At 36.9% G+C, this 24,448-nt stretch carries 14 protein-coding genes; all 14 read left to right on the top strand.

The genetic code is table 11. The features are described from left to right. Positions 1 to 964 precede the first annotated feature (964 nt). On the top strand, positions 965 to 2,326 hold the full coding sequence (locus IPI59_16295; protein MBK7529044.1) for a hypothetical protein: 1,362 nt from the start codon (positions 965 to 967) through the stop codon (positions 2,324 to 2,326). A gap of 3,315 nt (positions 2,327 to 5,641) precedes the next feature. Next, a complete protein-coding gene (nhaA, locus tag IPI59_16290) occupies positions 5,642 to 6,793 on the top strand; it encodes a Na+/H+ antiporter NhaA (GenBank protein ID MBK7529043.1) in 1,152 nt (383 codons plus the stop codon). Next, on the top strand, positions 6,786 to 8,087 hold the full coding sequence (locus IPI59_16285) for a TIGR00341 family protein (protein ID MBK7529042.1): 1,302 nt from the start codon (positions 6,786 to 6,788) through the stop codon (positions 8,085 to 8,087). Before nhaA ends, IPI59_16285 begins: the two co-directional genes overlap by 8 nt. A 212-nt stretch (positions 8,088 to 8,299) precedes the next feature. Then, positions 8,300 to 9,097 (top strand): cation transporter, encoded by a 798-nt coding sequence (locus IPI59_16280; GenBank protein ID MBK7529041.1) that lies wholly within the window; start codon positions 8,300 to 8,302, stop codon positions 9,095 to 9,097. Next, a complete protein-coding gene (locus IPI59_16275; protein MBK7529040.1) occupies positions 9,094 to 9,342 on the top strand; it encodes a hypothetical protein in 249 nt (82 codons plus the stop codon). Before IPI59_16280 ends, IPI59_16275 begins: the two co-directional genes overlap by 4 nt. A 2,083-nt stretch (positions 9,343 to 11,425) precedes the next feature. Further along, entirely contained in the window at positions 11,426 to 12,583 is a 1,158-nt protein-coding gene (locus IPI59_16270; protein MBK7529039.1) for a hypothetical protein, read from the top strand. A 146-nt stretch (positions 12,584 to 12,729) separates the two neighbouring features. Beyond that, positions 12,730 to 13,305, top strand: a complete 576-nt coding sequence (locus IPI59_16265) for a cytochrome b/b6 domain-containing protein (protein MBK7529038.1) — start codon at positions 12,730 to 12,732, stop codon at positions 13,303 to 13,305. Between the two features lie 1,013 nt (positions 13,306 to 14,318). Continuing rightward, positions 14,319 to 14,954 carry a hypothetical protein gene (locus IPI59_16260; protein MBK7529037.1) on the top strand — a complete coding sequence of 212 codons (636 nt, stop codon included), beginning with the start codon at positions 14,319 to 14,321 and terminating at the stop codon, positions 14,952 to 14,954. Positions 14,955 to 15,163: 209 nt separating this feature from the next. Further along, positions 15,164 to 17,140, top strand: coding sequence for a T9SS type A sorting domain-containing protein (locus tag IPI59_16255; protein ID MBK7529036.1), 1,977 nt, complete (start codon positions 15,164 to 15,166; stop codon positions 17,138 to 17,140). Positions 17,141 to 17,213: 73 nt separating this feature from the next. Beyond that, complete coding sequence (locus IPI59_16250; GenBank protein MBK7529035.1) at positions 17,214 to 17,354, top strand: hypothetical protein; 141 nt, start codon at positions 17,214 to 17,216, stop codon at positions 17,352 to 17,354. A gap of 1,475 nt (positions 17,355 to 18,829) precedes the next feature. Then, on the top strand, positions 18,830 to 19,462 hold the full coding sequence (locus IPI59_16245) for a hypothetical protein (GenBank protein ID MBK7529034.1): 633 nt from the start codon (positions 18,830 to 18,832) through the stop codon (positions 19,460 to 19,462). A 155-nt stretch (positions 19,463 to 19,617) separates the two neighbouring features. Beyond that, positions 19,618 to 20,484 carry a M4 family metallopeptidase gene (locus IPI59_16240; GenBank protein ID MBK7529033.1) on the top strand — a complete coding sequence of 289 codons (867 nt, stop codon included), beginning with the start codon at positions 19,618 to 19,620 and terminating at the stop codon, positions 20,482 to 20,484. After that, positions 20,459 to 22,153 (top strand): T9SS type A sorting domain-containing protein, encoded by a 1,695-nt coding sequence (locus tag IPI59_16235; protein ID MBK7529032.1) that lies wholly within the window; start codon positions 20,459 to 20,461, stop codon positions 22,151 to 22,153. The genes IPI59_16240 and IPI59_16235 overlap by 26 nt, the downstream gene beginning before the upstream one ends. 1,038 nt (positions 22,154 to 23,191) lie before the next feature. Beyond that, the coding region (locus tag IPI59_16230; GenBank protein MBK7529031.1) for a hypothetical protein at positions 23,192 to 24,448 on the top strand (1,257 nt) is incomplete at its 3' end.

The raw sequence follows: 24,448 nt of genomic DNA, 5'->3' as shown, positions 1-24,448 counted from the left end.
CCCAACGCAAAGCCTTTTCCGTTATATAAAATTATCAGAAAAATTTATAGGAAAACACAGTAAAAATTTGCAATTTTGTAGGTCGCTTGAAAACTTAGTAGTTTTCGGAACTATTAACTCGGCCAGCACGGTTAGTCGTTTGCCGACTGTTGTGCTAAAGTATCTGGAAAGTATAAACTTGCAGGCAGATAAAATAACATTTATATAACAATGGCTTTACGATTAGGCGGGCGGAAGTGTTATTTCAAGGGAAGAATTTTCTAATAAAACTTAAAAATGTATTGTAAATTTGTCCTTCGTAGGCCGCCCAACGCAAAGCCTTTTCCGTTATATAAATTATCAGAAAAATTTATAGGAAAACACAGTAAAAATTTGCAATTTTGTAGGTCGCTTGAAAACTTAGTAGTTTTCCCGGAACTATTAACTCGGCCAGCACGGTTAGTCGTTTGCCGACTGTTGTGCTAAAGTATCTGGAAAGTATAAACTTGCAGGCAGATAAAATAACATTTATATAACAATGGCTTTACGATTAGGCGGGCGGAAGTGTTATTTCAAGGAAGAATTTTCTAATAAAACTTAAAAAATGTATTGTAAATTTGTCCTTCGTAGGCCGCCCAACGCAAGCCCAAACCGTTATATAAAATTATCAGAAAAATTTATAGGAAAACACAGTAAAAATTTGCAATTTTGTAGGTCGCTTGAAAACTTAGTAGTTTTCCGGAACTATTAACTCGGCCAGCAAGGGAAGTAGTGTGCCGACTGTCGTGCTAAAGTATCTGGAAAGTATAAACTTGCAGGCAGATAAAATAACATTTATATAACAATGGCTTTACGGTTAGGCGGGCGGAAGTGTTATTTCAAGGGAAGAATTTTCTAATAAAACTTAAAAATGTATTGTAAATTTGTGCTTCGTAAACCGCCCAACGCAAAGCCCGGGCGTTGTGCGAAATATTAACAGACCCTAATGGCATTTAACAAACGACGAAATAACAACGAAGGGCAACATCAGCCGTTGCCAGAAAAACTTAAATCGGGATTTATAATTTCCGACAAATCGTTCTATACAGCCACTTTTATTTCTTCGCTGACTATTACTGCATTGTTAATTATTCTCGTTGTAATTAAAGTCGCCTATGCTATATCAGAGACAGATATTCAAAGCATTTGCCAAATCACAGCAGGTCTTAGCGGTTTGACACTTGCCATCCCATTATTCCTAAAAGATTTTGACGTTAAATCAAGTTTTTGGAGACAGTTTTATCTCATCGCAATCACTTTCTTGTTTGCTACATTTATCGGACTCTTTTCTTTTCTACAGACTAACGGCACTGAATCAAAAAGCATAATAATTTATTTATGGTTCTTTTTTTCTTTGACTATTTCTATAAACATATCAAATGTTGCCAGAATTGGGAAATGGGTAAAATCCAAATCAAAGGTTACTATTTCAAGCAACCCATTAACAAACTTCTTTGCCTCCTACTTTATCTTACTCATTTCACTTTTTTTTGCAAAAGGCGACTTCCTAATCTATGGGACAATTTTGTTTACCATCTACGGTTTCTATTTAACGTTGTCATTAATGCTATCAATTCTTGTTGAACTGTTCAGTTCAAAGCCTAAAGAGGATGACAATGAAATGAAACTAAAAAAAGCCATTGAATATTTAGCTATTAAATATAAAAGTGAGCCATTGGAGGAACAAAAATTAATTGACAGACTTCGTAAAGAAGTTTTTTTCAACGACCAAGAAATGGTTAGTCGTACTAAGGTGCAAGATTTAGTTGGTGATATGGATTCGGAAACAGATTTGGCAAGCCCAAAAGTCACCATTTATGACTATAACTATATTATTCCGAGGTGGACAAGCGAGTTTGACAAAACATTAAAAAATTCAACCCCCAAAATCATAGTGCTTTACTGTTCCTCAAGTTCTTATGAATCTAAGGAGTTAGGAAACTTACTTTCTGACAGTCATTTTTTACAAAAGTATGAAGATAAATTATATAATATCCTTTCACAAAATACAGGACTTTCAGTTGAATTATTAAAAGATAATAGTTCTCTGACCAAAAAATATAGAGTTTCAAAATTTATCTATTACAGAACCAATATAGGATACAGTTCTTCAAACTACAATTATCTCATATTGGTAGACACTTCAAATGAAAACTCTGTTATAGTTTCAAACGATTACCACTACCACGACGGCGACTTCATTACAAAAAGAGAATACGAGTTCATTTTGAAAAAATATAATGATGGAGAAGTGTTATTTGACGATTACATTTCAATGGAGAAAATTGAGGCGGCTATCCGTAAATAATACTTCGCACAACAGGCGGTTTGGCAATATGGCGGGGCGACGAATATATGCTCAACTTTTTGTTCGCTATTGAGCTTCAGTTCCAGCCGACGGAATACTAATGAGCAACAGAATTAACAATGAACTTTTGTAACTTTATTCAGCAGCGGTTCCGGGCTGACGATTTTCAAATACCGCCACATCGCCAAGCCGTGTCCGTTATATAAAATTATCAGAAAAATTTATAGGAAAACACGGTGAAAATTTGCAATTTTGTAGGTCGCTTGAAAACTTAGTAGTTTTCCGGAACTATTAACTCGGCCAGCACGGTTAGTCGTTTGCCGACTGTTGTGCTAAAGTATCTGGAAAGTATAAACTTGCAGGCAGATAAAATAACATTTATATAACAATGGCTTTACGATTAGGCGGGCGGAAGTGTTATTTCAAAGTGAGAATTTTCTAATAAAAGTTGGAAATGTATTGTAAATTTGTGCTTCGTAAACCGCCCAACGCAAAGCCCGGGCGTTATATAAAATTATCAGAAAAATTTATAGGAAAACACAGTAAAATTTGCAATTTTGTAGGTCGCTTGAAAACTTAGTAGTTTTCCGGAACTATTAACTCGGCCAGCACGGTTAGTCGTTTGCCGACTGTTGTGCTAAAGTATCTGGAAAGTATAAACTTGCAGGCAGATAAAATAACATTTATATAACAATGGCTTTACGATTAGGCGGGCGGAAGTGTTATTTCAAGGGAAGAATTTTCTAATAAAACTTAAAAATGTATTGTAAATTTGTCCTTCGTAGGCCGCCCAACGCAAAGCTTTTCCGTTATATAAAATTATCAGAAAAATTTATAGGAAAACACAGTGAAACTTTGCAACTTTGTAGGTCGCTTGAAAACTTAGTAGTTTTCCGGAACTATTAACTCGGCCAGCACGGTTGGTCGTGTGCTGACTGTCGTACTAAAGTATCTGGAAAGTATAAACTTGCAGGCAGATAAAAATAACATTTATATAACAATGGCTTTACGGTTAGGCGGGCGGAAGTGTTATTTCAAGGGAAGAATTTTCTAATAAAAGTTGGAAATGTATTGTAAATTTGTGCTTCGTAAACCGCCCAACGCAAAGCCTGGGGCGTTATATAAAATTATCAGAAAAAATTTATAGGAAAACACGGTGAAAATTTGCAATTTTGTAGGTCGCTTGAAAACTTAGTAGTTTTCGAACTATTAACTCGGCCAGCACGGTTAGTCGTTTGCCGACTGTTGTGCTAAAGTATCTGGAAAGTATAAACTTGCAGGCAGATAAAATAACATTTATATAACAATGGCTTTACGATTAGGCGGGCGGAAGTGTTATTTCAAGGAAGAATTTTCTAATAAAACTTAAAAATGTATTGTAAATTTGTCCTTCGTAGGCCGCCCAACGCAAAGCCTTTTTCCGTTATATAAAATTATCAGAAAAATTTATAGGAAAACACGGTGAAAATTTGCAATTTTGTAGGTCGCTTGAAAACTTAGTAGTTTTACGGAACTATTAACTCGGCCAGCACGGTTAGTCGTTTGCCGACTGTTGTGCTAAAGTATCTGGAAAGTATAAACTTGCAGGCAGATAAAATAACATTTATATAACAATGGCTTTACGATTAGGCGGGCGGAAGTGTTATTTCAAGGGAAGAATTTTCTAATAAAACTTAAAAATGTATTGTAAATTTGTCCTTCGTAGGCCGCCCAACGCAAAGCCTTTTCCGTTATATAAAATTATCAGAAAAATTTATAGGAAAACACGGTGAAAATTTGCAATTTTGTAGGTCGCTTGAAAACTTAGTAGTTTTCCGGAACTATTAACTCGGCCAGCACGGTTAGTCGTTTGCCGACTGTTGTGCTAAAGTATCTGGAAAGTATAAACTTGCAGGCAGATAAAATAACATTTATATAACAATGGCTTTACGATTAGGCGGGCGGAAGTGTTATTTCAAGGGAAGAATTTTCTAATAAAACTTAAAAATGTATTGTAAATTTGTCCTTCGTAGGCCGCCCAACGCAAAGCCTTTTCCGTTATATAAAATTATCAGAAAAATTTATAGGAAAACACAGTAAAAATTTGCAATTTTGTAGGTCGCTTGAAAACTTAGTAGTTTTCCCGAACTATTAACTCGGCCAGCACGGTTAGTCGTTTGCCGACTGTTGTGCTAAAGTATCTGGAAAGTATAAACTTGCAGGCAGATAAAATAACATTTATATAACAATGGCTTTACGATTAGGCGGGCGGAAGTGTTATTTCAAGGGAAGAATTTTCTAATAAAAGTTGGAAATGTATTGTAAATTTGTGCTTCGTAAACCGCCCAACGCAAAGCCCGGGCGTTATATAAAATTATCAGAAAAATTTATAGGAAAACACGGTGAAAATTTGCAACTTTGTAGGTCGCTTGAAAACTTAGTAGTTTTCCGGAACTATTAACTCGGCCAGCACGGTTGGTCGTGTGCTGACTGTCGTACTAAAGTATCTGGAAAGTATAAACTTGCAGGCAGATAAAAATAACATTTATATAACAATGGCTTTACGGTTAGGCGGGCGGAAGTGTTATTTCAAGGGAAGAATTTTCTAATAAAAGTTGGAAATGTATTGTAAATTTGTGCTTCGTAAACCGCCCAACGCAAAGCCGGGCGTTATATAAAATTATCAGAAAATTTATAGGAAAACACGGTGAAAATTTGCAATTTTGTAGGTCGCTTGAAAACTTAGTAGTTTTCCGGAACTATTAACTCGGCCAGCACGGTTAGTCGTTTGCCGACTGTTGTGCTAAAGTATCTGGAAAGTATAAACTTGCAGGCAGATAAAATAACATTTATATAACAATGGCTTTACGATTAGGCGGGCGGAAGTGTTATTTCAAGGGAAGAATTTTCTAATAAAACTTAAAAATGTATTGTAAATTTGTCCTTCGTAGGCCGCCCAACGCAAAGCCCGGGCGTTATATAAAATTATCAGAAAAATTTATAGGAAAACACAGTGAAACTTTGCAACTTTGTAGGTCGCTTGAAAACTTAGTAGTTTTCCGGAACTATTAACTCGGCCAGCACGGTTGGTCGTGTGCTGACTGTCGTACTAAAGTATCTGGAAAGTATAAACTTGCAGGCAGATAAAAATAACATTTATATAACAATGGCTTTACGGTTAGGCGGGCGGAAGTGTTATTTCAAGGGAAGAATTTTCTAATAAAAGTTGGAAATGTATTGTAAATTTGTGCTTCGTAAACCGCCCAACGCAAAGCCCGGGCGTTACCTGCAACCCTAACAAACACCCTGCAAATATTCAACAGACAGACAAAATAAATGAGAGTAACAAAATTATTTAAGGACTTTTTTGACAGTGAAAAATCAGGCGGGCTTGTTTTAATTGCTTGCACTATTATTTCTTTGGTAGTTGCCAACTCAACTTTTGGGACAGACTACCACCATTTTTGGCAAACACAATTTCAAGGACACAGCATTGAACATTGGGTAAATGACGGACTAATGGCAATTTTCTTTTTACTCATTGGCTTAGAGTTAGAACGAGAAATTTACATTGGTGAACTTTCAAAACTTAAAGACGCTTTACTGCCAATTTTTGGAGCAATTGGTGGAATGTTTTTACCAGCCGGACTTTTCCTACTTTTCAACTATGGAACTGCGACACAATCAGGTGCAGGTATTCCAATGGCGACAGACATTGCTTTTGCTTTGGGCATTTTATCTTTATTAGGCAACAGAGTGCCTACTTCTCTAAAAGTATTTTTAACAGCACTTGCTGTTATTGACGATTTGGGAGCAATCATTATCATTGCTATTTTCTATACCAAAACCTTACTTTGGACAAACCTTTTCATAGCATTAGGAATTTTTGCTTTGCTTTTGGTTTTTAACAGACTGAAAATTAGAAACCTAATTCCTTACTTAATTGGTGGTGTTGCAATGTGGTATTTTATGCTTCATTCAGGCGTTCACGCCACCATTACAGGAGTTCTTTTGGCTTTTGCAATTCCATTTGGCAACGGAGACGAAAAATCAACTTCATACATTTTGCAACACTTTTTACATAAGCCAGTTGCATTTATCATCCTTCCAATTTTTGCATTAGCCAACACAGCAATAGTTTTTAGTGGCGACATAGCCCAAACCTTGACTGAAAATAATAGTTTAGGTATTGCACTGGGACTAATTGTAGGTAAACCATTGGGAATTTTCCTTTTGACATTTTTAGCTGTTTCATTGGGACTTTGCAAACTTCCGACAGACCTAAATTGGAAATCAATTTTTGGTGTAGGACTTTTAGCAGGCATTGGATTTACAATGTCCATTTTCATTTCTTTGCTTGCTTTCGACAATGACACAGTCATAAATAATTCCAAATTAGTTATTCTGATGTCATCGTTTATAGCCGGGACGATAGGATACTTTTTTTTAAAGATAACGCTAACCAATACTATTTCACAAGATGAGTAATAAAATGTTTGATTTCATCAGCCTGCATCAAGGCGAAGAAAAAAGAGAATCCGTTTTAGAAAATATAAAGCAGAGTATTTCTTTCAGGGGTTCAAACTTGTGGATATTGGCATGTGCGATAGTTATCGCATCCGTTGGTTTAAATGTTAATTCAACAGCAGTTGTAATTGGCGCCATGCTTATTTCGCCTTTAATGGGACCAATAGTAGGTGCTGGATTCGCCTTAGCTGTATTTGATTTTGAACTTCTTAAAAGATGTGGTAAAAATTTATTAATTGCAACCATAGTCAGTTTAGTGGTTTCTGCTATTTATTTTTTTATTAGTCCATTCAAAGACGCTCAACCGGAATTGTTAGCCAGAATATCACCTACTATTTATGATGTGTTAATTGCTTTTTTTGGTGGGTTAGTCGGTGTAATAGCTTTGACAAGGGTAGAAAAAGGCAATCCTATTCCCGGGGTAGCGATTGCTACTGCATTAATGCCGCCACTTTGTACGGCTGGATATGGTTTAGCAATGGGTAATTATTCCTATTTCTTTGGTGCATTTTATTTATACAGTATTAATTGTTTTTTCATATGTATTGCCACTTATTTTATTGTTCGATATCTAAAATACACACCGGTTCAATTTAAGAACATAAGATTTGAAAAACAAATAAGATACGGGATTTCTTTCCTTCTCTTATTGATGATAGTTCCCAGTTTTTATTTAGCCTATAACTTACTGAAAGAAAAACAGTTTAATGATAATGTTTCAAAATTTATTGAAAATGAATTTACGGCTAATGGTTATACCATTATCTTCAAAGAAATAAAATATAATACAAGTCCTAAAAAAATAGAGCTGGCTTTTTTATCAAAAAGGTTCAGTAATGAGGAAGAAAAGCAATTGAATCATCGTTTAAATCAGTATCAAATTTTCAATACTTCACTAATATTTAAACAAGGTACGCAGGACTTGAAAAAAGAAATATTAAACGAATTAGGTACTCAGAACAAAGCACTCAGCGAAAAGGACATTATTATTAACAATTTGCAGAATGAAATAAAAGAATTTAAGTTCGATGATACAGAAACCTACAAAGAGATAGGAATTCTTTTTCCTGAAGCTAAAAACGTATCAATTGGAAAATTTCTACTATTTCCTAATTCTGATAGTGCTAAGATTGAAACAGTAGTGCTATTTCATCATCAAGAGAAAGAAGAAATAGATACTTTAAAACTCAAAAAATGGTTAATTCAAAAATTAAGTACGAATAATATTAAATTGGTTGAACTTGATAAAAATTAGTTGTTCCGCAAAGTATTCAATAAACAATCTTAAAAGGGTGTGCAGGTAACAAGCAGTTTGGCAATATGGCGGGTGAAGTGCTGCTATTAAGCAGAAGTGCAAGGTTGAGCGATAGTACTTCTATTAAACTTTTGTACTAAATTGCCGCCACATCGCCAAGCTGCCGGACGTTAGCAGTAATGGTAGGACGACCCAACCGACAACGATAGACAATGCAGAAAACGACATTTAAAATATCAAAAATGGACTGCCCATCCGAAGAACAAATGATACGGATGAAACTTGCCGACTTGACAAACATCAACTCGTTAGACTTTGATATTGCAAACAGACAACTGACCGTTTTTCATACAGACAACCACGACCAAATTTTTCAGCGACTTGACAACTTAAAGTTTGACACTTCTATTATTGACAGCGTTTCGGTAGACAATTACACAGCTACAACAGAGAACACAGACAGAGAAAGAAAATTACTTTGGCAGGTTTTAGCGATTAACTTTTTCTTTTTTGCACTTGAACTAACGACAGGTTTTATTTCAAATTCAATGGGACTTGTGGCGGATAGTTTGGATATGCTTGCCGATAGCATTGTTTACGGACTTGCACTCTTTGCAGTTGGTGGGACAATGACACGAAAAAAGAACATCGCAAAATCAGCAGGTTATTTACAATTGACACTTGCCGTTTTCGGTTTCATTGAAGTTATAAGACGATTTTTAGGAATGGAAGCAGTTCCAGCATTTCAGACAATGATTATTATTTCAATTCTTGCACTTATCGGCAATGGACTTTGCTTATATCTATTACAAAAAAGCAAAAGCAAGGAAGCACATATGCAAGCAAGTATGATTTTCACATCTAATGATGTAATCGTAAATCTCGGAGTAATTGTTGCTGGCGGACTTGTTTACTTGACAAACTCAAAATATCCCGACCTTATCGTTGGGACAATAGTATTTTTCATCGTTGGACAAGGAGCATTTAAAATTCTAAAACTATCAAAATGACGGAAGAACAAAGAACCACTACTGCTAACAGCGGTTTGGCAAAAGGCGGGGTTTCGTGCATCGTAGAAACATTCGTGGTTAATCAAACATTTGTGCTTCGTATGAACTTTTGTGCTAAAAATCCCGCCCTTCGCCAAGCCGCAAAACGTTATATAAAATTATCAGAAAAATTTATAGGAAAACACAGTGAAACTTTGCAACTTTGTAGGTCGCTTGAAAACTTAGTAGTTTTCCGGAACTATTAACTCGGCCAGCACGGTTGGTCGTGTGCTGACTGTCGTACTAAAGTATCTGGAAAGTATAAACTTGCAGACAGATAAAAATAACATTTATATAACAATGGCTTTACGGTTAGGCGGGCGGAAGTGTTATTTCAAGGGAAGAATTTTCTAATAAAAGTTGGAAATGTATTGTAAATTTGTGCTTCGTAAACCGCCCAACGCAAAGCCCGGGCGTTATATAAAATTATCAGAAAAATTTATAGGAAAACACAGTAAAAATTTGCAATTTTGTAGGTCGCTTGAAAACTTAGTAGTTTTCCGGAACTATTAACTCGGCCAGCACGGTTAGTCGTTTGCCGACTGTTGTGCTAAAGTATCTGGAAAGTATAAACTTGCAGGCAGATAAAATAACATTTATATAACAATGGCTTTACGATTAGGCGGGCGGAAGTGTTATTTCAAGGGAAGAATTTTCTAATAAAACTTAAAAATGTATTGTAAATTTGTCCTTCGTAGGCCGCCCAACGCAAAGCCTTTTCCGTTATATAAAATTATCAGAAAAATTTATAGGAAAACACAGTGAAACTTTGCAACTTTGTAGGTCGCTTGAAAACTTAGTAGTTTTCTGAACTATTAACTCGGCCAGCACGGTTGGTCGTGTGCTGACTGTCGTACTAAAGTATCTGGAAAGTATAAACTTGCAGGCAGATAAAAATAACATTTATATAACAATGGCTTTACGGTTAGGCGGGCGGAAGTGTTATTTCAAGGGAAGAATTTTCTAATAAAAGTTGGAAATGTATTGTAAATTTGTGCTTCGTAAACCGCCCAACGCAAAGCCCAGGGCGTTATATAAAATTATCAGAAAAAATTTATAGGAAAACACGGTGAAAATTTGCAATTTTGTAGGTCGCTTGAAAACTTAGTAGTTTTCCGGAACTATTAACTCGGCCAGCACGGTTAGTCGTTTGCCGACTGTTGTGCTAAAGTATCTGGAAAGTATAAACTTGCAGGCAGATAAAATAACATTTATATAACAATGGCTTTACGATTAGGCGGGCGGAAGTGTTATTTCAAGGGAAGAATTTTCTAATAAAACTTAAAAATGTATTGTAAATTTGTCCTTCGTAGGCCGCCCAACGCAAAGCCTTTTCCGTTATATAAAATTATCAGAAAAAATTTATAGGAAAACACGGTGAAAATTTGCAATTTTGTAGGTCGCTTGAAAACTTAGTAGTTTTCCGGAACTATTAACTCGGCCAGCACGGTTAGTCGTTTGCCGACTGTTGTGCTAAAGTATCTGGAAAGTATAAACTTGCAGGCAGATAAAATAACATTTATATAACAATGGCTTTACGATTAGGCGGGCGGAAGTGTTATTTCAAGGGAAGAATTTTCTAATAAAACTTAAAAAATGTATTGTAAATTTGTCCTTCGTAGGCCGCCCAACGCAAAGCCTTTTCCGTTATATAAAATTATCAGAAAAATTTATAGGAAAACACAGTAAAAATTTGCAATTTTGTAGGTCGCTTGAAAACTTAGTAGTTTTCCGGAACTATTAACTCGGCCAGCACGGTTAGTCGTTTGCCGACTGTTGTGCTAAAGTATCTGGAAAGTATAAACTTGCAGGCAGATAAAATAACATTTATATAACAATGGCTTTACGATTAGGCGGGCGGAAGTGTTATTTCAAGGGAAGAATTTTCTAATAAAACTTAAAAATGTATTGTAAATTTGTCCTTCGTAGGCCGCCCAACGCAAAGCCTTTTCCGTTATATAAAATTATCAGAAAAATTTATAGGAAAACACGGTGAAAATTTGCAATTTTGTAGGTCGCTTGAAAACTTAGTAGTTTTCCGGAACTATTAACTCGGCCAGCACGGTTAGTCGTTTGCCGACTGTTGTGCTAAAGTATCTGGAAAGTATAAACTTGCAGGCAGATAAAATAACATTTATATAACAATGGCTTTACGATTAGGCGGGCGGAAGTGTTATTTCAAGGGAAGAATTTTCTAATAAAACTTAAAAATGTATTGTAAATTTGTCCTTCGTAGGCCGCCCAACGCAAAGCCTTTTCCGTTAGCGGTAACAAAAAAGATAAAACAAAATGAATAAAATAATAATAATTTTCATCCTTCTTCTATTTTCATCGAATACAATCTTGGGGCAAAAGAAAGAAGATTGTGAAAAAACAATTTTTGGGGCTTGGGTTAGAACAAGCGCAGAAGGGAAAGTTTTCTGGGATTTTATAAGAAAGAAAGATGGATTAACGGCTGATTTCAGCCAAGGGGTTTTAATCAAAAGCGTGATTGAAGACACCTCAATCCATACACTTAAAGAAAGCATGCGATTTTTCACCCCAACGGAGGATAAAATAATTATGACAATAAATGGAGACAGGCTTGACACCTTTTCCATGCAATTAAAATGCGACCAAGTATTACTGAAAAAAATAAATAAAAATAGTAGAATTAACGATACTATTCGTTTGTTTCGAGCCGATAATTTTGCATTTAAATTTGATAAAATGCAAATTTACTGCCCACCGAAACCAAAATTCAGTAGTTTGAGTGACTTGTATTTCAATTTCTTTACTTACTTAAAAACAATTCGGACGAAGTATTATTTTCCAATTTTGACCATAACAAGTATTTTAATACTATTCAGATATTTTTTTAAAATCAGGTTTTTACTGTCAGTCCTTCAATTTAACATTGTCATTTCAGCAATATGGATAGGGCTACTTTATGGTGCCTCATTTCAAATGCGCCCTGAATACAACGTGATGTATGTCTGCGATGTTAGTGCTCAATATTTCCCAAAATTTATCTACTATAATTTTTCAAACTCATCCTTTAAAACAACTATTCCGATACCAAAGGATAGTCAAGAGTTTTGGATACAAGCATTGAAAACTATATTCTTTTCCAATCTTATTTTTTCCATTTGGATAGCATGGAGGAAGCACTTTGGGAAATTTAATTTTGGTAAGATAAAAATAATTGGAACGATAGCCGACATTTTTCTCCAATTTTCTGTTCCACTTGTGATAATTTTATTGGCAAGCGGCTATGCACTTGTTGTTTTGATTGGGACATTTTCACTTTGGAAGGCTCACAATATCATAGTTTTTTTACTGTCGTCAATAATTGCATGGTTCTATTGCAAGAAAATACTGTATGAAAAATACTTTTATTTCGACCCCGGAGAACAGAAAACATTTCGTGAGTACATAGAAGAAAAAATAAAGGAGTTGTTCGCCTGAATCGGAATAAAAAACCGCTAACAAAGCATGGTCGCCTATGCCGCCGAAGCCCAACGCTCAAAGCCAACGCACGGCGGCACAGCGTCCATGCCCCCGTTATGCCTCATGCTATGACGAAACAACGGATTACTATAAAACAATAATTTATGGAAAATAGAAACTACACGATTATTTACCGAATAATGCACTGGGCGATAGCCTTTTGTCTGATTTTTTTGTTAATAACAATTTTTCTAAGATTAACATGGATGAATAAAGAACATGTGGCCGACATCATTCAAAATTATCTTGCCGCTACTGACAAAACATTATCTCGTGAAGAAGTGATTGTGCTTGCAAAACAAATTAGGAAACCAATGTGGGATTGGCACATCTATACGGGCTATATTTTAACAGGATTGTTTTGTTTAAGACTGACTCTTCCTTTTTTTGGCAACATGAAATTTGCGAACCCTTTAGATAAGCAACTTTCTTTAAAAGTAAAATTTCAGTATTGGGTTTATCTAATTTTTTATGCTGGTTTGGCAATTTCGCTAATTACAGGATTGACAATTGAATTCGGCCCGAAAAATATGAAGAATATTATGGAGGAAATTCATGTTCTTTCTATTTATTATCTGATACCTTTCCTGATTATCCATTTGGGAGGTGTTTTGATTGCAGAATTTACTACGCAACCAGGTATAATTTCAAGAATAGTGAGTGGAACAAAACAAAAATAAAGCACGAAGGCATAACAGCACATTTGCAATAGGCGGGGTTTCGTGCTCCGCAGACAGTTTAGTGGTAGCCGAAAGTTTAGTGCTCCGCATAAAGTTCAGTGGTAAAAATCCCGCCCATCGCAAATCTGCAAAACGTTATAAGTAATTCACGTTTATTACATTTACTAAAAATAGTTCGTTATGAAATCAAAGGTTAGAAATTTCATTTTTTTTGTTGGTCTTGTTGTTGGAACGGGATCGTGCACAAAAGACTTCACTTGTCATTGTATACAGGAAAATTTATCTGATGGAAGTTCACTTGAAGATTACCAAAACGTTGAAGCAAAGAACGAGAATGACGCTTCAGCTGCTTGTGACGCTCTCAATACACAGTGGGGAACTTACACGAAGACCTGCACATTAGACCAATAAAAGGACTAAGAAGTTAATGTGGCTAAAAACTACTTATAACATCGCATAAAAAGTAATAGCGCTAAGGTTCTCCAATTTCAGTGTTTCATAGCAGCAGCGCCGCACAAAAATTTTTTAAACACAGAAATTTATTAAAAAATGTTTTGTGCAGCTTGGTGGGTTAGCATTAAGTTCAGTACATTTAATCAAAGCTGCGCTACTACTTTTATGCGTAGTCCGTTATATAAAATTATCAGAAAAATTTATAGGAAAACACGGTGAAAATTTGCAATTTTGTAGGTCGCTTGAAAACTTAGTAGTTTTCCGGAACTATTAACTCGGCCAGCACGGTTAGTCGTTTGCCGACTGTTGTGCTAAAGTATCTGGAAAGTATAAACTTGCAGGCAGATAAAATAACATTTATATAACAATGGCTTTACGATTAGGCGGGCGGAAGTGTTATTTCAAGGGAAGAATTTTCTAATAAAAGTTGGAAATGTATTGTAAATTTGTGCTTCGTAAACCGCCCAACGCAAAGCCTTTTCCGTTGGGCGAAATTAATAATAGCCCGATATAACCGGTTAAACGTTTTTTCTTTATTCACATCAAACCAATTTACACCTATGCAAAATTTATTTTTTAACCTTGTGGTTTTAACCTTAATTATTAGCCACTACACCCTACAGGCACAAACTAATAACCCCCAACCCGCGCCCGATATTGTTTATTGCACCCCCCGACCTTTTAACGGCGTTGACCCACTAACCCTTATACCCCAATGGACAACCCAAGCCACCACCATTGTTGAGGGGCGGGTAATTAGCAGTAAACCTTTTAGAATGAAAACCGAACCAAACGGCTGTATTTTAAGATACGACCTTATATCGGTTGAAGTGTATAAAACATTTAAAGGGCAAGCCCGCGACACCATTGAGTTTATGCACCAAAGAGGGTGGATATGTTTTGATGAAGGTGAACCCATAATTGCTGAAACCGAATATAATGCGGGTTATACCGATAATGAATTTGCCATTTTCTTTTTTACACCCGAAACCCAACCCCACCCCGTAGCTAACCCTGCAAAAATATTAAAACTAAGCCAAATACTCGCTTACAACATGACGCTTGAAGAATGGGAAAGCAAATCGAAACCCTTACAAGACTCACACACCGATAAATTTTACCCCCCCATAGTAAATACCACCCAACAATTGTATATTGAGCGCAAAGAGGTGAAATGTAAAAAAAAAGTGCGCTAAATAGCAAACAACAAGCAAAACCTATTATTGAAAGTATTAGTCCCGATACGGTTCCGGCGGGGCTGCTAAACAAACACTCAATAGCAAAAATTAAGGGCAAGTTTAATGGTGGTGTAGGCGAAGTTTATCTCCGGACTGCCGATGATGGGGGTATAGACTCGGTACTTATTCCTAATAATTTAATTACATGGACAGACACCTTAATAACGGTGAATATACCATCGGAAGTAACTGTAAAACCTACTCCAACTACTATTAAAATAGTTGCAATAGGAAGCGGCTATATTTCAATTAAAGATGCATTTGATGATTACGCCAAATCGCCCAAGCGTTTAGTCATTCCCTACTCTTTGTCTAATACTGCCATTAGCGGCACAACCAAACACATTCATTTAGCGGGGTTAATAGACGGGGGCTATAGAATAGTGTACGATACCAGCTTTTATAATAATACCAAGGCATTAACAGCATTTAGGCGGGCTGTTGAAAAATGGCGTTGTGCTACTGGCGTAAAAATTGAAGAGTGCTGTACGCCCAAAACACTATGTATAAAACAAGCTAAAGATGTAGAAAAGGGAGTTTTATACGTATCATTTTCCGATACGGTATGCAATAAACTTACTACCGATACCACAACTTTGGGGCAAACTACAGCCTATTCAAGTAAACACCGCATAGGCACTATGGGTATTGATTCGGTGAAATATATATATAATGCCGTAATTCGATTTAAAAGCCACTACAAAAATGGCAAGTCGTGGTATTATGGCTCGCCCGATACCTTAAAACTTAACCAGTTTAATTTCGAGAGCGTAGCCTTGCACGAATTGGGGCATTTTTTTCGATTAAAACATGTAAACGAACCCACCCTTATGTACTATGGTAGTGCTGCCGATACTGCTGCAAAGTATAATATTGTAGATATTACCAACGACCCAGCCAATACCGGAGTTGATACCGTAGTGGCGTTTTCTAAAAAACCAATTCCATTATGCGCCTACAAACCCTTGGTACCTGTAAGTTTTGTTAATTGCCCCTTAGTGCCGTGTAGCGTGGCTACTTGTTATAACCCAACCCCAATAGGCGACATAGATGTAAACATTACCTGCAACTTAGATAGCGGCACCATTGCTGAAGATGATTTTGGCGTACTATTGATGGTACCAGTTATTGTTTCTATTGAAGATACCACAGACCAACCCAATTTTAACTATTTATGGAACTTCGATGGCGGCATTATAACATCCGGAACCAATACTACGCAATTTGGCCCTCACGAAGTTCATTGGGAAACTGCGGGGTTAAAAACAATTACCTTAACCATTAATGACGGTACTAACTGTTATGAACTTAGTCGTACCTTGTTTGTGAACGCCCAAGCCGGATGCGCTATTGACAGCATGTTAATTAGCACTTCGTATGCCCACCCCGACTGTGATAGCAATAACGGAATTATTTATTTAGACAATAGCTATTTGGCAGGAACTACCTGTTTTTATTATAAAATGTATAAAAATAGTTTAGAATTTTATACAGGTTATACCGACTTTTTGGGATTAACTTTAGATAATTTAAGTGCCGGAACCTATAAATTCGATGTTTGGGACAATATATCCGGATGTTTTGGTTCGCAGACAATTACGTTAATAAGCCAAGTTAAAGCCGATGCTACTATAACCCATACCTATAATGGTGGTAGTCACGGAAAAATAGAACTGCACCTTAAAAACGATACAGCTACTTATAACTACGCATGGAGTAATGGGGCAAGTAGTGCTAAAATACAGAACTTGTCAGCAGGTAATTATACTGTTACAATTACAGACGGCGATTGCATTGGAATACATACTTTTACAGTAGAAAACCTAAATATAACTGTTGATGATTGCCATAATTGTGGAACAGGGCCGAGTGTAATTAGCCCTAATCCATTTACACAGCAGCTAAACTTTAAATTTATTATTCTACCACCAACTGGTTGTCAAGCCCCAAGTAGCAGCACAACCGCTCAGGTACGTTTATATAACCAACAAGGTATGCTTGTTAGTGAATTATATAACGAGCTGGTCAATTTTAATGAAAATAGCGAAATAACATTTAATACAAACGATTTTCCTCCGGGGGCTTATTGGTTACAGTTAATATACTGTAACAAAACCAAAACATGGACAATAATTAAACAATAATAATTATTTATTAAAACACAAAGCATGATGTTGCATTTGTTTTAATGTATATAAATATAAACTTCGCCCAACAATGCACACCCGACAAGGCTACCGCCCTGCGGGTGTGCCAAGGCGTTATATAAAATTATCAGAAAAATTTATAGGAAAACACAGTGAAACTTTGCAACTTTGTAGGTCGCTTGAAAACTTAGTAGTTTTCCGGAACTATTAACTCGGCCAGCACGGTTGGTCGTGTGCTGACTGTCGTACTAAAGTATCTGGAAAGTATAAACTTGCAGGCAGATAAAAATAACATTTATATAACAATGGCTTTACGGTTAGGCGGGCGGAAGTGTTATTTCAAGGGAAGAATTTTCTAATAAAAGTTGGAAATGTATTGTAAATTTGTGCTTCGTAAACCGCCCAACGCAAAGCCCGGGCGTTATATAAAATTATCAGAAAAATTTATAGGAAAACACGGTGAAAATTTGCAATTTTGTAGGTCGCTTGAAAACTTAGTAGTTTTCCGAACTATTAACTCGGCCAGCACGGTTAGTCGTTTGCCGACTGTTGTGCTAAAGTATCTGGAAAGTATAAACTTGCAGGCAGATAAAATAACATTTATATAACAATGGCTTTACGATTAGGCGGGCGGAAGTGTTATTTCAAGGGAAGAATTTTCTAATAAAAGTTGGAAATGTATTGTAAATTTGTGCTTCGTAAACCGCCCAACGCAAAGCCCAGCGTTATATAAAATTATCAGAAAAAATTTATAGGAAAACACGGTGAAAATTTGCAATTTTGTAGGTCGCTTGAAAACTTAGTAGTTTTCCGGAACTATTAACTCGGCCAGCACGGTTAGTCGTTTGCCGACTGTTGTGCTAAAGTATCTGGAAAGTATAAACTTGCAGGCAGATAAAATAACATTTATATAACAATGGCTTTACGATTAGGCGGGCGGAAGTGTTATTTCAAGGGAAGAATTTTCTAATAAAACTTAAAAATGTATTGTAAATTTGTCCTTCGTAGGCCGCCCAACGCAAAGCCTTTTCCGTTATATAAAATTATCAGAAAAATTTATAGGAAAACACGGTGAAAATTTGCAATTTTGTAGGTCGCTTGAAAACTTAGTAGTTTTCCGGAACTATTAACTCGGCCAGCACGGTTAGTCGTTTGCCGACTGTTGTGCTAAAGTATCTGGAAAGTATAAACTTGCAGGCAGATAAAATAACATTTATATAACAATGGCTTTACGATTAGGCGGGCGGAAGTGTTATTTCAAGGGAAGAATTTTCTAATAAAACTTAAAAATGTATTGTAAATTTGTCCTTCGTAGGCCGCCCAACGCAAAGCCTTTTCCGTTATATAAAATTATCAGAAAAATTTATAGGAAAACACGGTGAAAATTTGCAATTTGTAGGTCGCTTGAAAACTTAGTAGTTTTCCGGAACTATTAACTCGGCCAGCACGGTTAGTCGTTTGCCGACTGTTGTGCTAAAGTATCTGGAAAGTATAAACTTGCAGGCAGATAAAAATAACATTTATATAACAATGGCTTTACGGTTAGGCGGGCGGAAGTGTTATTTCAAGGGAAGAATTTTCTAATAAAAGTTGGAAATGTATTGTAAATTTGTGCTTCGTAAACCGCCCAACGCAAAGCCCGGGCGTTATGCAAAATTATAAAACCCAAACAACTGTGGTAAAATCATGAAAAACCAATTTCACACCCGCCTTTTATTGCTGTTTTTAAGCACTACTTTGGTAATTGCAGGCTGTATAGCCTTTGGTGCAAAAAAAACCTTACTTGTTGCCCAGCAAACCAAAACAAAGGCTATTGAACAACCAATTACTGTTGAAAATCAACCTAAAACTTTATGCCCTAAACTAAAAAGTGGTAGTCACAACTATACGACTTTCAACTTTTTGTACGTACTTGACACGACTGACAAAAATTGTATTGCCACTAAATGGCAAGACTTATTTGGGGAAGAAAAATTGTTTCCAATACAAAAAGATGTTAACCTTGTTTTTGAAGGCAAGCAGCCAGGAGGCAGTATCTATTCAGCTTGTCGATTTCAAGAAGACCATAACTATGTGCAATATTACAAAGGTATCAAGGTTGAGGGTAGTCGAATTATGCTAACATATGATAAAGGTAAAATTGTGCGATTAGTAGGCACTTACTACCCCCACCTAAACATAGACACAACGGGTATGATAAGTAGGGAAGAAGCGGTAAAAATAGCCTATGACCACGCCGAAATTTATGAAGGGTTTAATACCGCAGCATGGCAAGCGCATAGCTCAGAAAATGTTCGTCCCTTAATAAACCCCAGTTAGTAACACCATTTATTATGCATTCTATATCCCAAAAATTAAAAAAAAATGGGGGTTATTTTGTTAATGCTACGAACGGTAAATTTATAAAGTATGTACCCGATTGGGGTGGGACGTATCTAACAGATTGTTATAAATGTGTTGGCAACGCAACTACAATGTTTAATTGCCAAGATACCTGTAGTACCAATATTTGCACGGTATTTACAGATGGCGTTATGGTAGGTGTGCCTACATTGTATAACGGTTGCCAAACTATATTAGCAGATGAATGTAATGCAGGGAATAAAATCGTTTACCGGATGGCACCGGACACGACTAATTTAACCATCAATGATTCGATAAATATTTACGACGGTAGCAAGTATTATGGTGGACCAAAAGTACAAAAAATATTTTGGTGTTATACCGACAGTAGTATAAGTAAAAAAAACACCATAGCCACAACAGCATGGCATAACTTACAAACATCGCGAAACTATTTTGCGACAAAAGCCATTGATTACAAAGCACCATTGAAAGCGTTAGTACATTTCCCTGAGTCTCCTTTTGACCCATTTGGAAATGAGGTGTTTTGGGATCAAAAGTTAAAACATTTCGGCTTTGGAAGTGGGGACGATACAATTATGACCGCCCCCGTTTCTATTGATATAGTAGCGCATGAATACGCCCATGCCATATTATTTAACAAGTTTAGTATGGGTAATCACATAACACACGATACCGCAACACTCCGCTATCAGGCAGGTGCCATTCACGAAGGCGTAGCCGATATATTTAGCACTTTAGTACGCAAACATGCTTTTGGCATTGTAGATTGGGTTATAGGCGATGCGGTAGTAATACCTGCCCAAACCGACCTATTACCCCGCGACCTTGCCCACCCCGAAAACACCCTACCCCGCAAGCCTTATATTACAACAATACCGCTTCTAATTGGGATACCACAGCCCAAGCAATTTATAACCATGCCGCATAGTAGCCAAATGGTTTTATTTATTGGCAGATGGTGGCACCGGATTTAACTACGCCACCGATAGCATAACCGTTGAACCCCTAACCATTGACACCGCCGAAATGGTGCTGATTAAGGGATTAGACACCTTGAGCCGAGACAGTATAAAAATACCTTCTTTTGAAAAGTTTGCCGTAGCCATGGCTGCTGCTGCCCAAACTATTAGCTGCACGGCCCATAAACAAACCATAAGGGCGTTAAAAGCCGTTGGTTTGGGGTTAAACATACCCGGCGGCAAAACCACCCTACTTACCGAAGACGAAAGCCTATGTTTTATTGACCTGCGTATGCGCGACTGCTACAACGACCAAGGCTTTGAACCCAATACCGAATGCGACGATTGGTTGGGTTGGAACGATATTTGGAACAGCCCCGATATTTGGGTTTGCCCCCAAAACGACAGTTGCTATTTGGCCGCCAGCGCCCCACCCGAACCTGCCTATAGCAATCGCATTGGTTTTACTATTTACAACGCCCACCCCAACCTTATATCCGACCCCGCACAACTACACCTTTACTACACCATGGCCAGTAGCGGCGAACTTTGGGACTTTAACTGGATAGACTGGTATTTTACCGCCGGAGATTACACCTGCTATCTTGGCGATGAAATAGCAACAAGTCCTGTAACGATACCTGCTATTAACCCAAGCAGCTTTTTTACCGGATGGACAACCTGGACACCACCCAATTTTGTAAACCCCAACCTACCCTTTTACGCCCATCCGGATAGTTGTTGGATACTGCCCGAAATTGACCCCTTAGACGGCGAACCAAAATACGAAATTTGTTTATTAGCAAGGTTATTATCCGAAGCCGACCCCATCCGGAATGAAACATTCGACAACATAACCCACAATGTTATTTACAACAATAATATTGTTACCAAAAACTTGTTCTTCTTAAATCCGGGGATGGGTGTTGGCATGGGTGTTCCGCCAACCGTGGCGGGCAACCCAAGCGTTATGTTTATTTGCAACAACAACGCAGCAGCAGCCAATTTAAACATCGTTTACCAACAAATAGCCAATGGTTTGGGGGTGCAAGGCAGCAACGATAGCCTTGAAATTAGCCTAATTTTAAGTCCCCAACTTTGGAATAATTGGGTACAAACTGGGCAGCAAGGCGAGGGTATAACGCTTCTAACCCAACGCGAGGTGCGAATTGATAATTATGCCACCGCCAAATTGCTAAACATACCCTTTGCGGCTTACGAGCGGCAACCCATAGCCATTAAAACCACCATTTTAACCAGTGGCGGTAAAACAACCACCAACCAATTAAGCATAAACAACCCCGTTTTTTCGTTTTACCTTACCCACGAAAGCAGCAACCAACAAACCATTAACCCAAGCAGTAAATGCCAATTTGTGTTGAACAATAAACAAATGCAACAGCATGACAACACAAATGAAATAAAACTAATAGCGTATCCAAATCCGGTTACAAACCAATCCGGATATTTGCAGTTTATGTTACCCCAAGCCGAAAACATTAGTGTAGCTATTTATAATTTATCGGGCAAAAAAGTACAACAAATTGTTAGCAACCAACCATATGAAGCTGGGTTGCACCAACTACCAGTTAGTACCGCCCAATTAACCGATGGTATATATATTTGCCACTTAACCACCACAAATAAAACAGTTGCTACCAAATTTGTTACACTAACACGCTAACGATTAAATAAAACTTTGCATAACAATGCATGTACGCCAACCCTCCATTACATTTCGGGTATGACGTACATGCTGGGCGTTATATAAAATTATCAGAAAAATTTATAGGAAAACACAGTGAAAATTTGCAATTTTGTAGGTCGCTTGAAAACTTAGTAGTTTTCCGGAACTATTAACTCGGCCAGCACGGTTAGTCGTTTGCCGACTGTTGTGCTAAAGTATCTGGAAAGTATAAACTTGCAGGCAGATAAAATAACATTTATATAACAATGGCTTTACGATTAGGCGGGCGGAAGTGTTATTTCAAGGAAGAATTTTCTAATAAAACTTAAAAATGTATTGTAAATTTGTCCTTCGTAGGCCGCCCAACGCAAAGCCTTTTCCGTTATATAAAATTATCAGAAAAATTTATAGGAAAACACAGTAAAAATTTGCAATTTTGTAGGTCGCTTGAAAACTTAGTAGTTTTCCGAACTATTAACTCGGCCAGCACGGTTAGTCGTTTGCCGACTGTTGTGCTAAAGTATCTGGAAAGTATAAACTTGCAGGCAGATAAAATAACATTTATATAACAATGGCTTTACGATTAGGCGGGCGGAAGTGTTATTTCAAGGGAAGAATTTTCTAATAAAACTTAAAAATGTATTGTAAATTTGTCCTTCGTAGGCCGCCCAACGCAAAGCCTTTTCCGTTATATAAAATTATCAGAAAAATTTATAGGAAAACACGGTGAAAATTTGCAATTTTGTAGGTCGCTTGAAAACTTAGTAGTTTTCCGGAACTATTAACTCGGCCAGCAAGGGAAGTAGTGTGCCGACTGTCGTGCTAAAGTATCTGGAAAGTATAAACTTGCAGGCAGATAAAATAACATTTATATAACAATGGCTTTACGATTAGGCGGGCGGAAGTGTTATTTCAAGGGAAGAATTTTCTAATAAAACTTAAAAATGTATTGTAAATTTGTCCTTCGTAGGCCGCCCAACGCAAAGCCTTTTCCGTTATGCAAAATTATAAAACCCAAACAACTGTGGTAAAATCATGAAAAACCAATTTCACACCCGCCTTTTATTGCTGTTTTTAAGCACTACTTTGGTAATTGCAGGCTGTATAGCCTTTGGTGCAAAAAAAACCTTACTTGTTGCCCAGCAAACCAAAACAAAGGCTATTGAACAACCAATTACTGTTGAAAATCAACCTAAAACTTTATGCCCTAAACTAAAAAGTGGTAGTCACAACTATACGACTTTCAACTTTTTGTACGTACTTGACACGACTGACAAAAATTGTATTGCCACTAAATGGCAAGACTTATTTGGGGAAGAAAAATTGTTTCCAATACAAAAAGATGTTAACCTTGTTTTTGAAGGCAAGCAGCCAGGAGGCAGTATCTATTCAGCTTGTCGATTTCAAGAAGACCATAACTATGTGCAATATTACAAAGGTATCAAGGTTGAGGGTAGTCGAATTATGCTAACATATGATAAAGGTAAAATTGTGCGATTAGTAGGCACTTACTACCCCCACCTAAATATAGACACCACAGGTATGTTAAGCAAGGAGGAAGCGGCAATGTTAGTGCTAAAAGAACGCAATACCCCAGCCGAAGCTTATACGCGAACCATACAGTACATGCTTAACTATTCTGATTTAAAGGTCGACCCAATTCGACAAAGAATTACGTATTCTTTTTGGTTTATTTTAGGGGAAAAGTCTGGCACCTATGTTGTTAATGCTTTAACAGGCTTAGTTGAAAGTCATACTCCCTACAAATTTGCTCATGTGTGTTATAAATGTGCAGCTGATAGCATTAATGCAATCGCAAATACCACCACATGTTCAACACTTTGTACTACTAAACTTGATAGCACTTTTATTGATCATCGTATGGTGGTTGTGCCAACACTTTATAATGATTGCCAAGCCATTTATGCGGATAGTTGTAAAGTTGGCGATACTATAGTTTATCGGTTATCTCCACTTTTATTAGATTCGCTTGGTAGTATTAGTTATAAAATAAATGACACTATAAATATAGTAGATGCAAGTGTACTTGATGCGGGTGGGGCACCTTTGTTTCAAGAGGTAAAATATTGCTACAATGATAGTATTTTAAGTGGTAAAAGTGCTGCTGCCAACTCTATATTTTACGGCATGAAGCTGGCAAAAGAATATTTTCAAAGCAAGAATATAGATGATAATAAACGCTTACATGTTTGGGCGCACCTTCCGTTTCCCCTGAATAATTATGCTGGTTATTCTTTGATTAGTAAAATATTTATTTTTGGCGATGGCGAT

The sequence above is a fragment of the Sphingobacteriales bacterium genome, from assembly GCA_016706405.1.
Taxonomy (GTDB): Bacteria; Bacteroidota; Bacteroidia; order Chitinophagales; family UBA2359; genus BJ6.
Note: the sequence above shows the minus strand (reverse complement) of the source record. Positions and strands in the feature narration are given on the sequence as shown.

What these genes read in the sequence shown, in the direction of transcription:
- IPI59_16295 (MBK7529044.1), top strand. Translation starts at nt 965, where the DNA reads ATGGCATTTAACAAACGACGAAATAACAACGAAGGGCAACATCAGCCG.
- nhaA (MBK7529043.1), top strand. Translation starts at nt 5,642, where the DNA reads ATGAGAGTAACAAAATTATTTAAGGACTTTTTTGACAGTGAAAAATCA.
- IPI59_16285 (MBK7529042.1), top strand. Translation starts at nt 6,786, where the DNA reads ATGAGTAATAAAATGTTTGATTTCATCAGCCTGCATCAAGGCGAAGAA.
- IPI59_16280 (MBK7529041.1), top strand. Translation starts at nt 8,300, where the DNA reads ATGCAGAAAACGACATTTAAAATATCAAAAATGGACTGCCCATCCGAA.
- IPI59_16275 (MBK7529040.1), top strand. Translation starts at nt 9,094, where the DNA reads ATGACGGAAGAACAAAGAACCACTACTGCTAACAGCGGTTTGGCAAAA.
- IPI59_16270 (MBK7529039.1), top strand. Translation starts at nt 11,426, where the DNA reads ATGAATAAAATAATAATAATTTTCATCCTTCTTCTATTTTCATCGAAT.
- IPI59_16265 (MBK7529038.1), top strand. Translation starts at nt 12,730, where the DNA reads ATGGAAAATAGAAACTACACGATTATTTACCGAATAATGCACTGGGCG.
- IPI59_16260 (MBK7529037.1), top strand. Translation starts at nt 14,319, where the DNA reads ATGCAAAATTTATTTTTTAACCTTGTGGTTTTAACCTTAATTATTAGC.
- IPI59_16250 (MBK7529035.1), top strand. Translation starts at nt 17,214, where the DNA reads ATGCACACCCGACAAGGCTACCGCCCTGCGGGTGTGCCAAGGCGTTAT.
- IPI59_16245 (MBK7529034.1), top strand. Translation starts at nt 18,830, where the DNA reads ATGAAAAACCAATTTCACACCCGCCTTTTATTGCTGTTTTTAAGCACT.
- IPI59_16240 (MBK7529033.1), top strand. Translation starts at nt 19,618, where the DNA reads ATGTTTAATTGCCAAGATACCTGTAGTACCAATATTTGCACGGTATTT.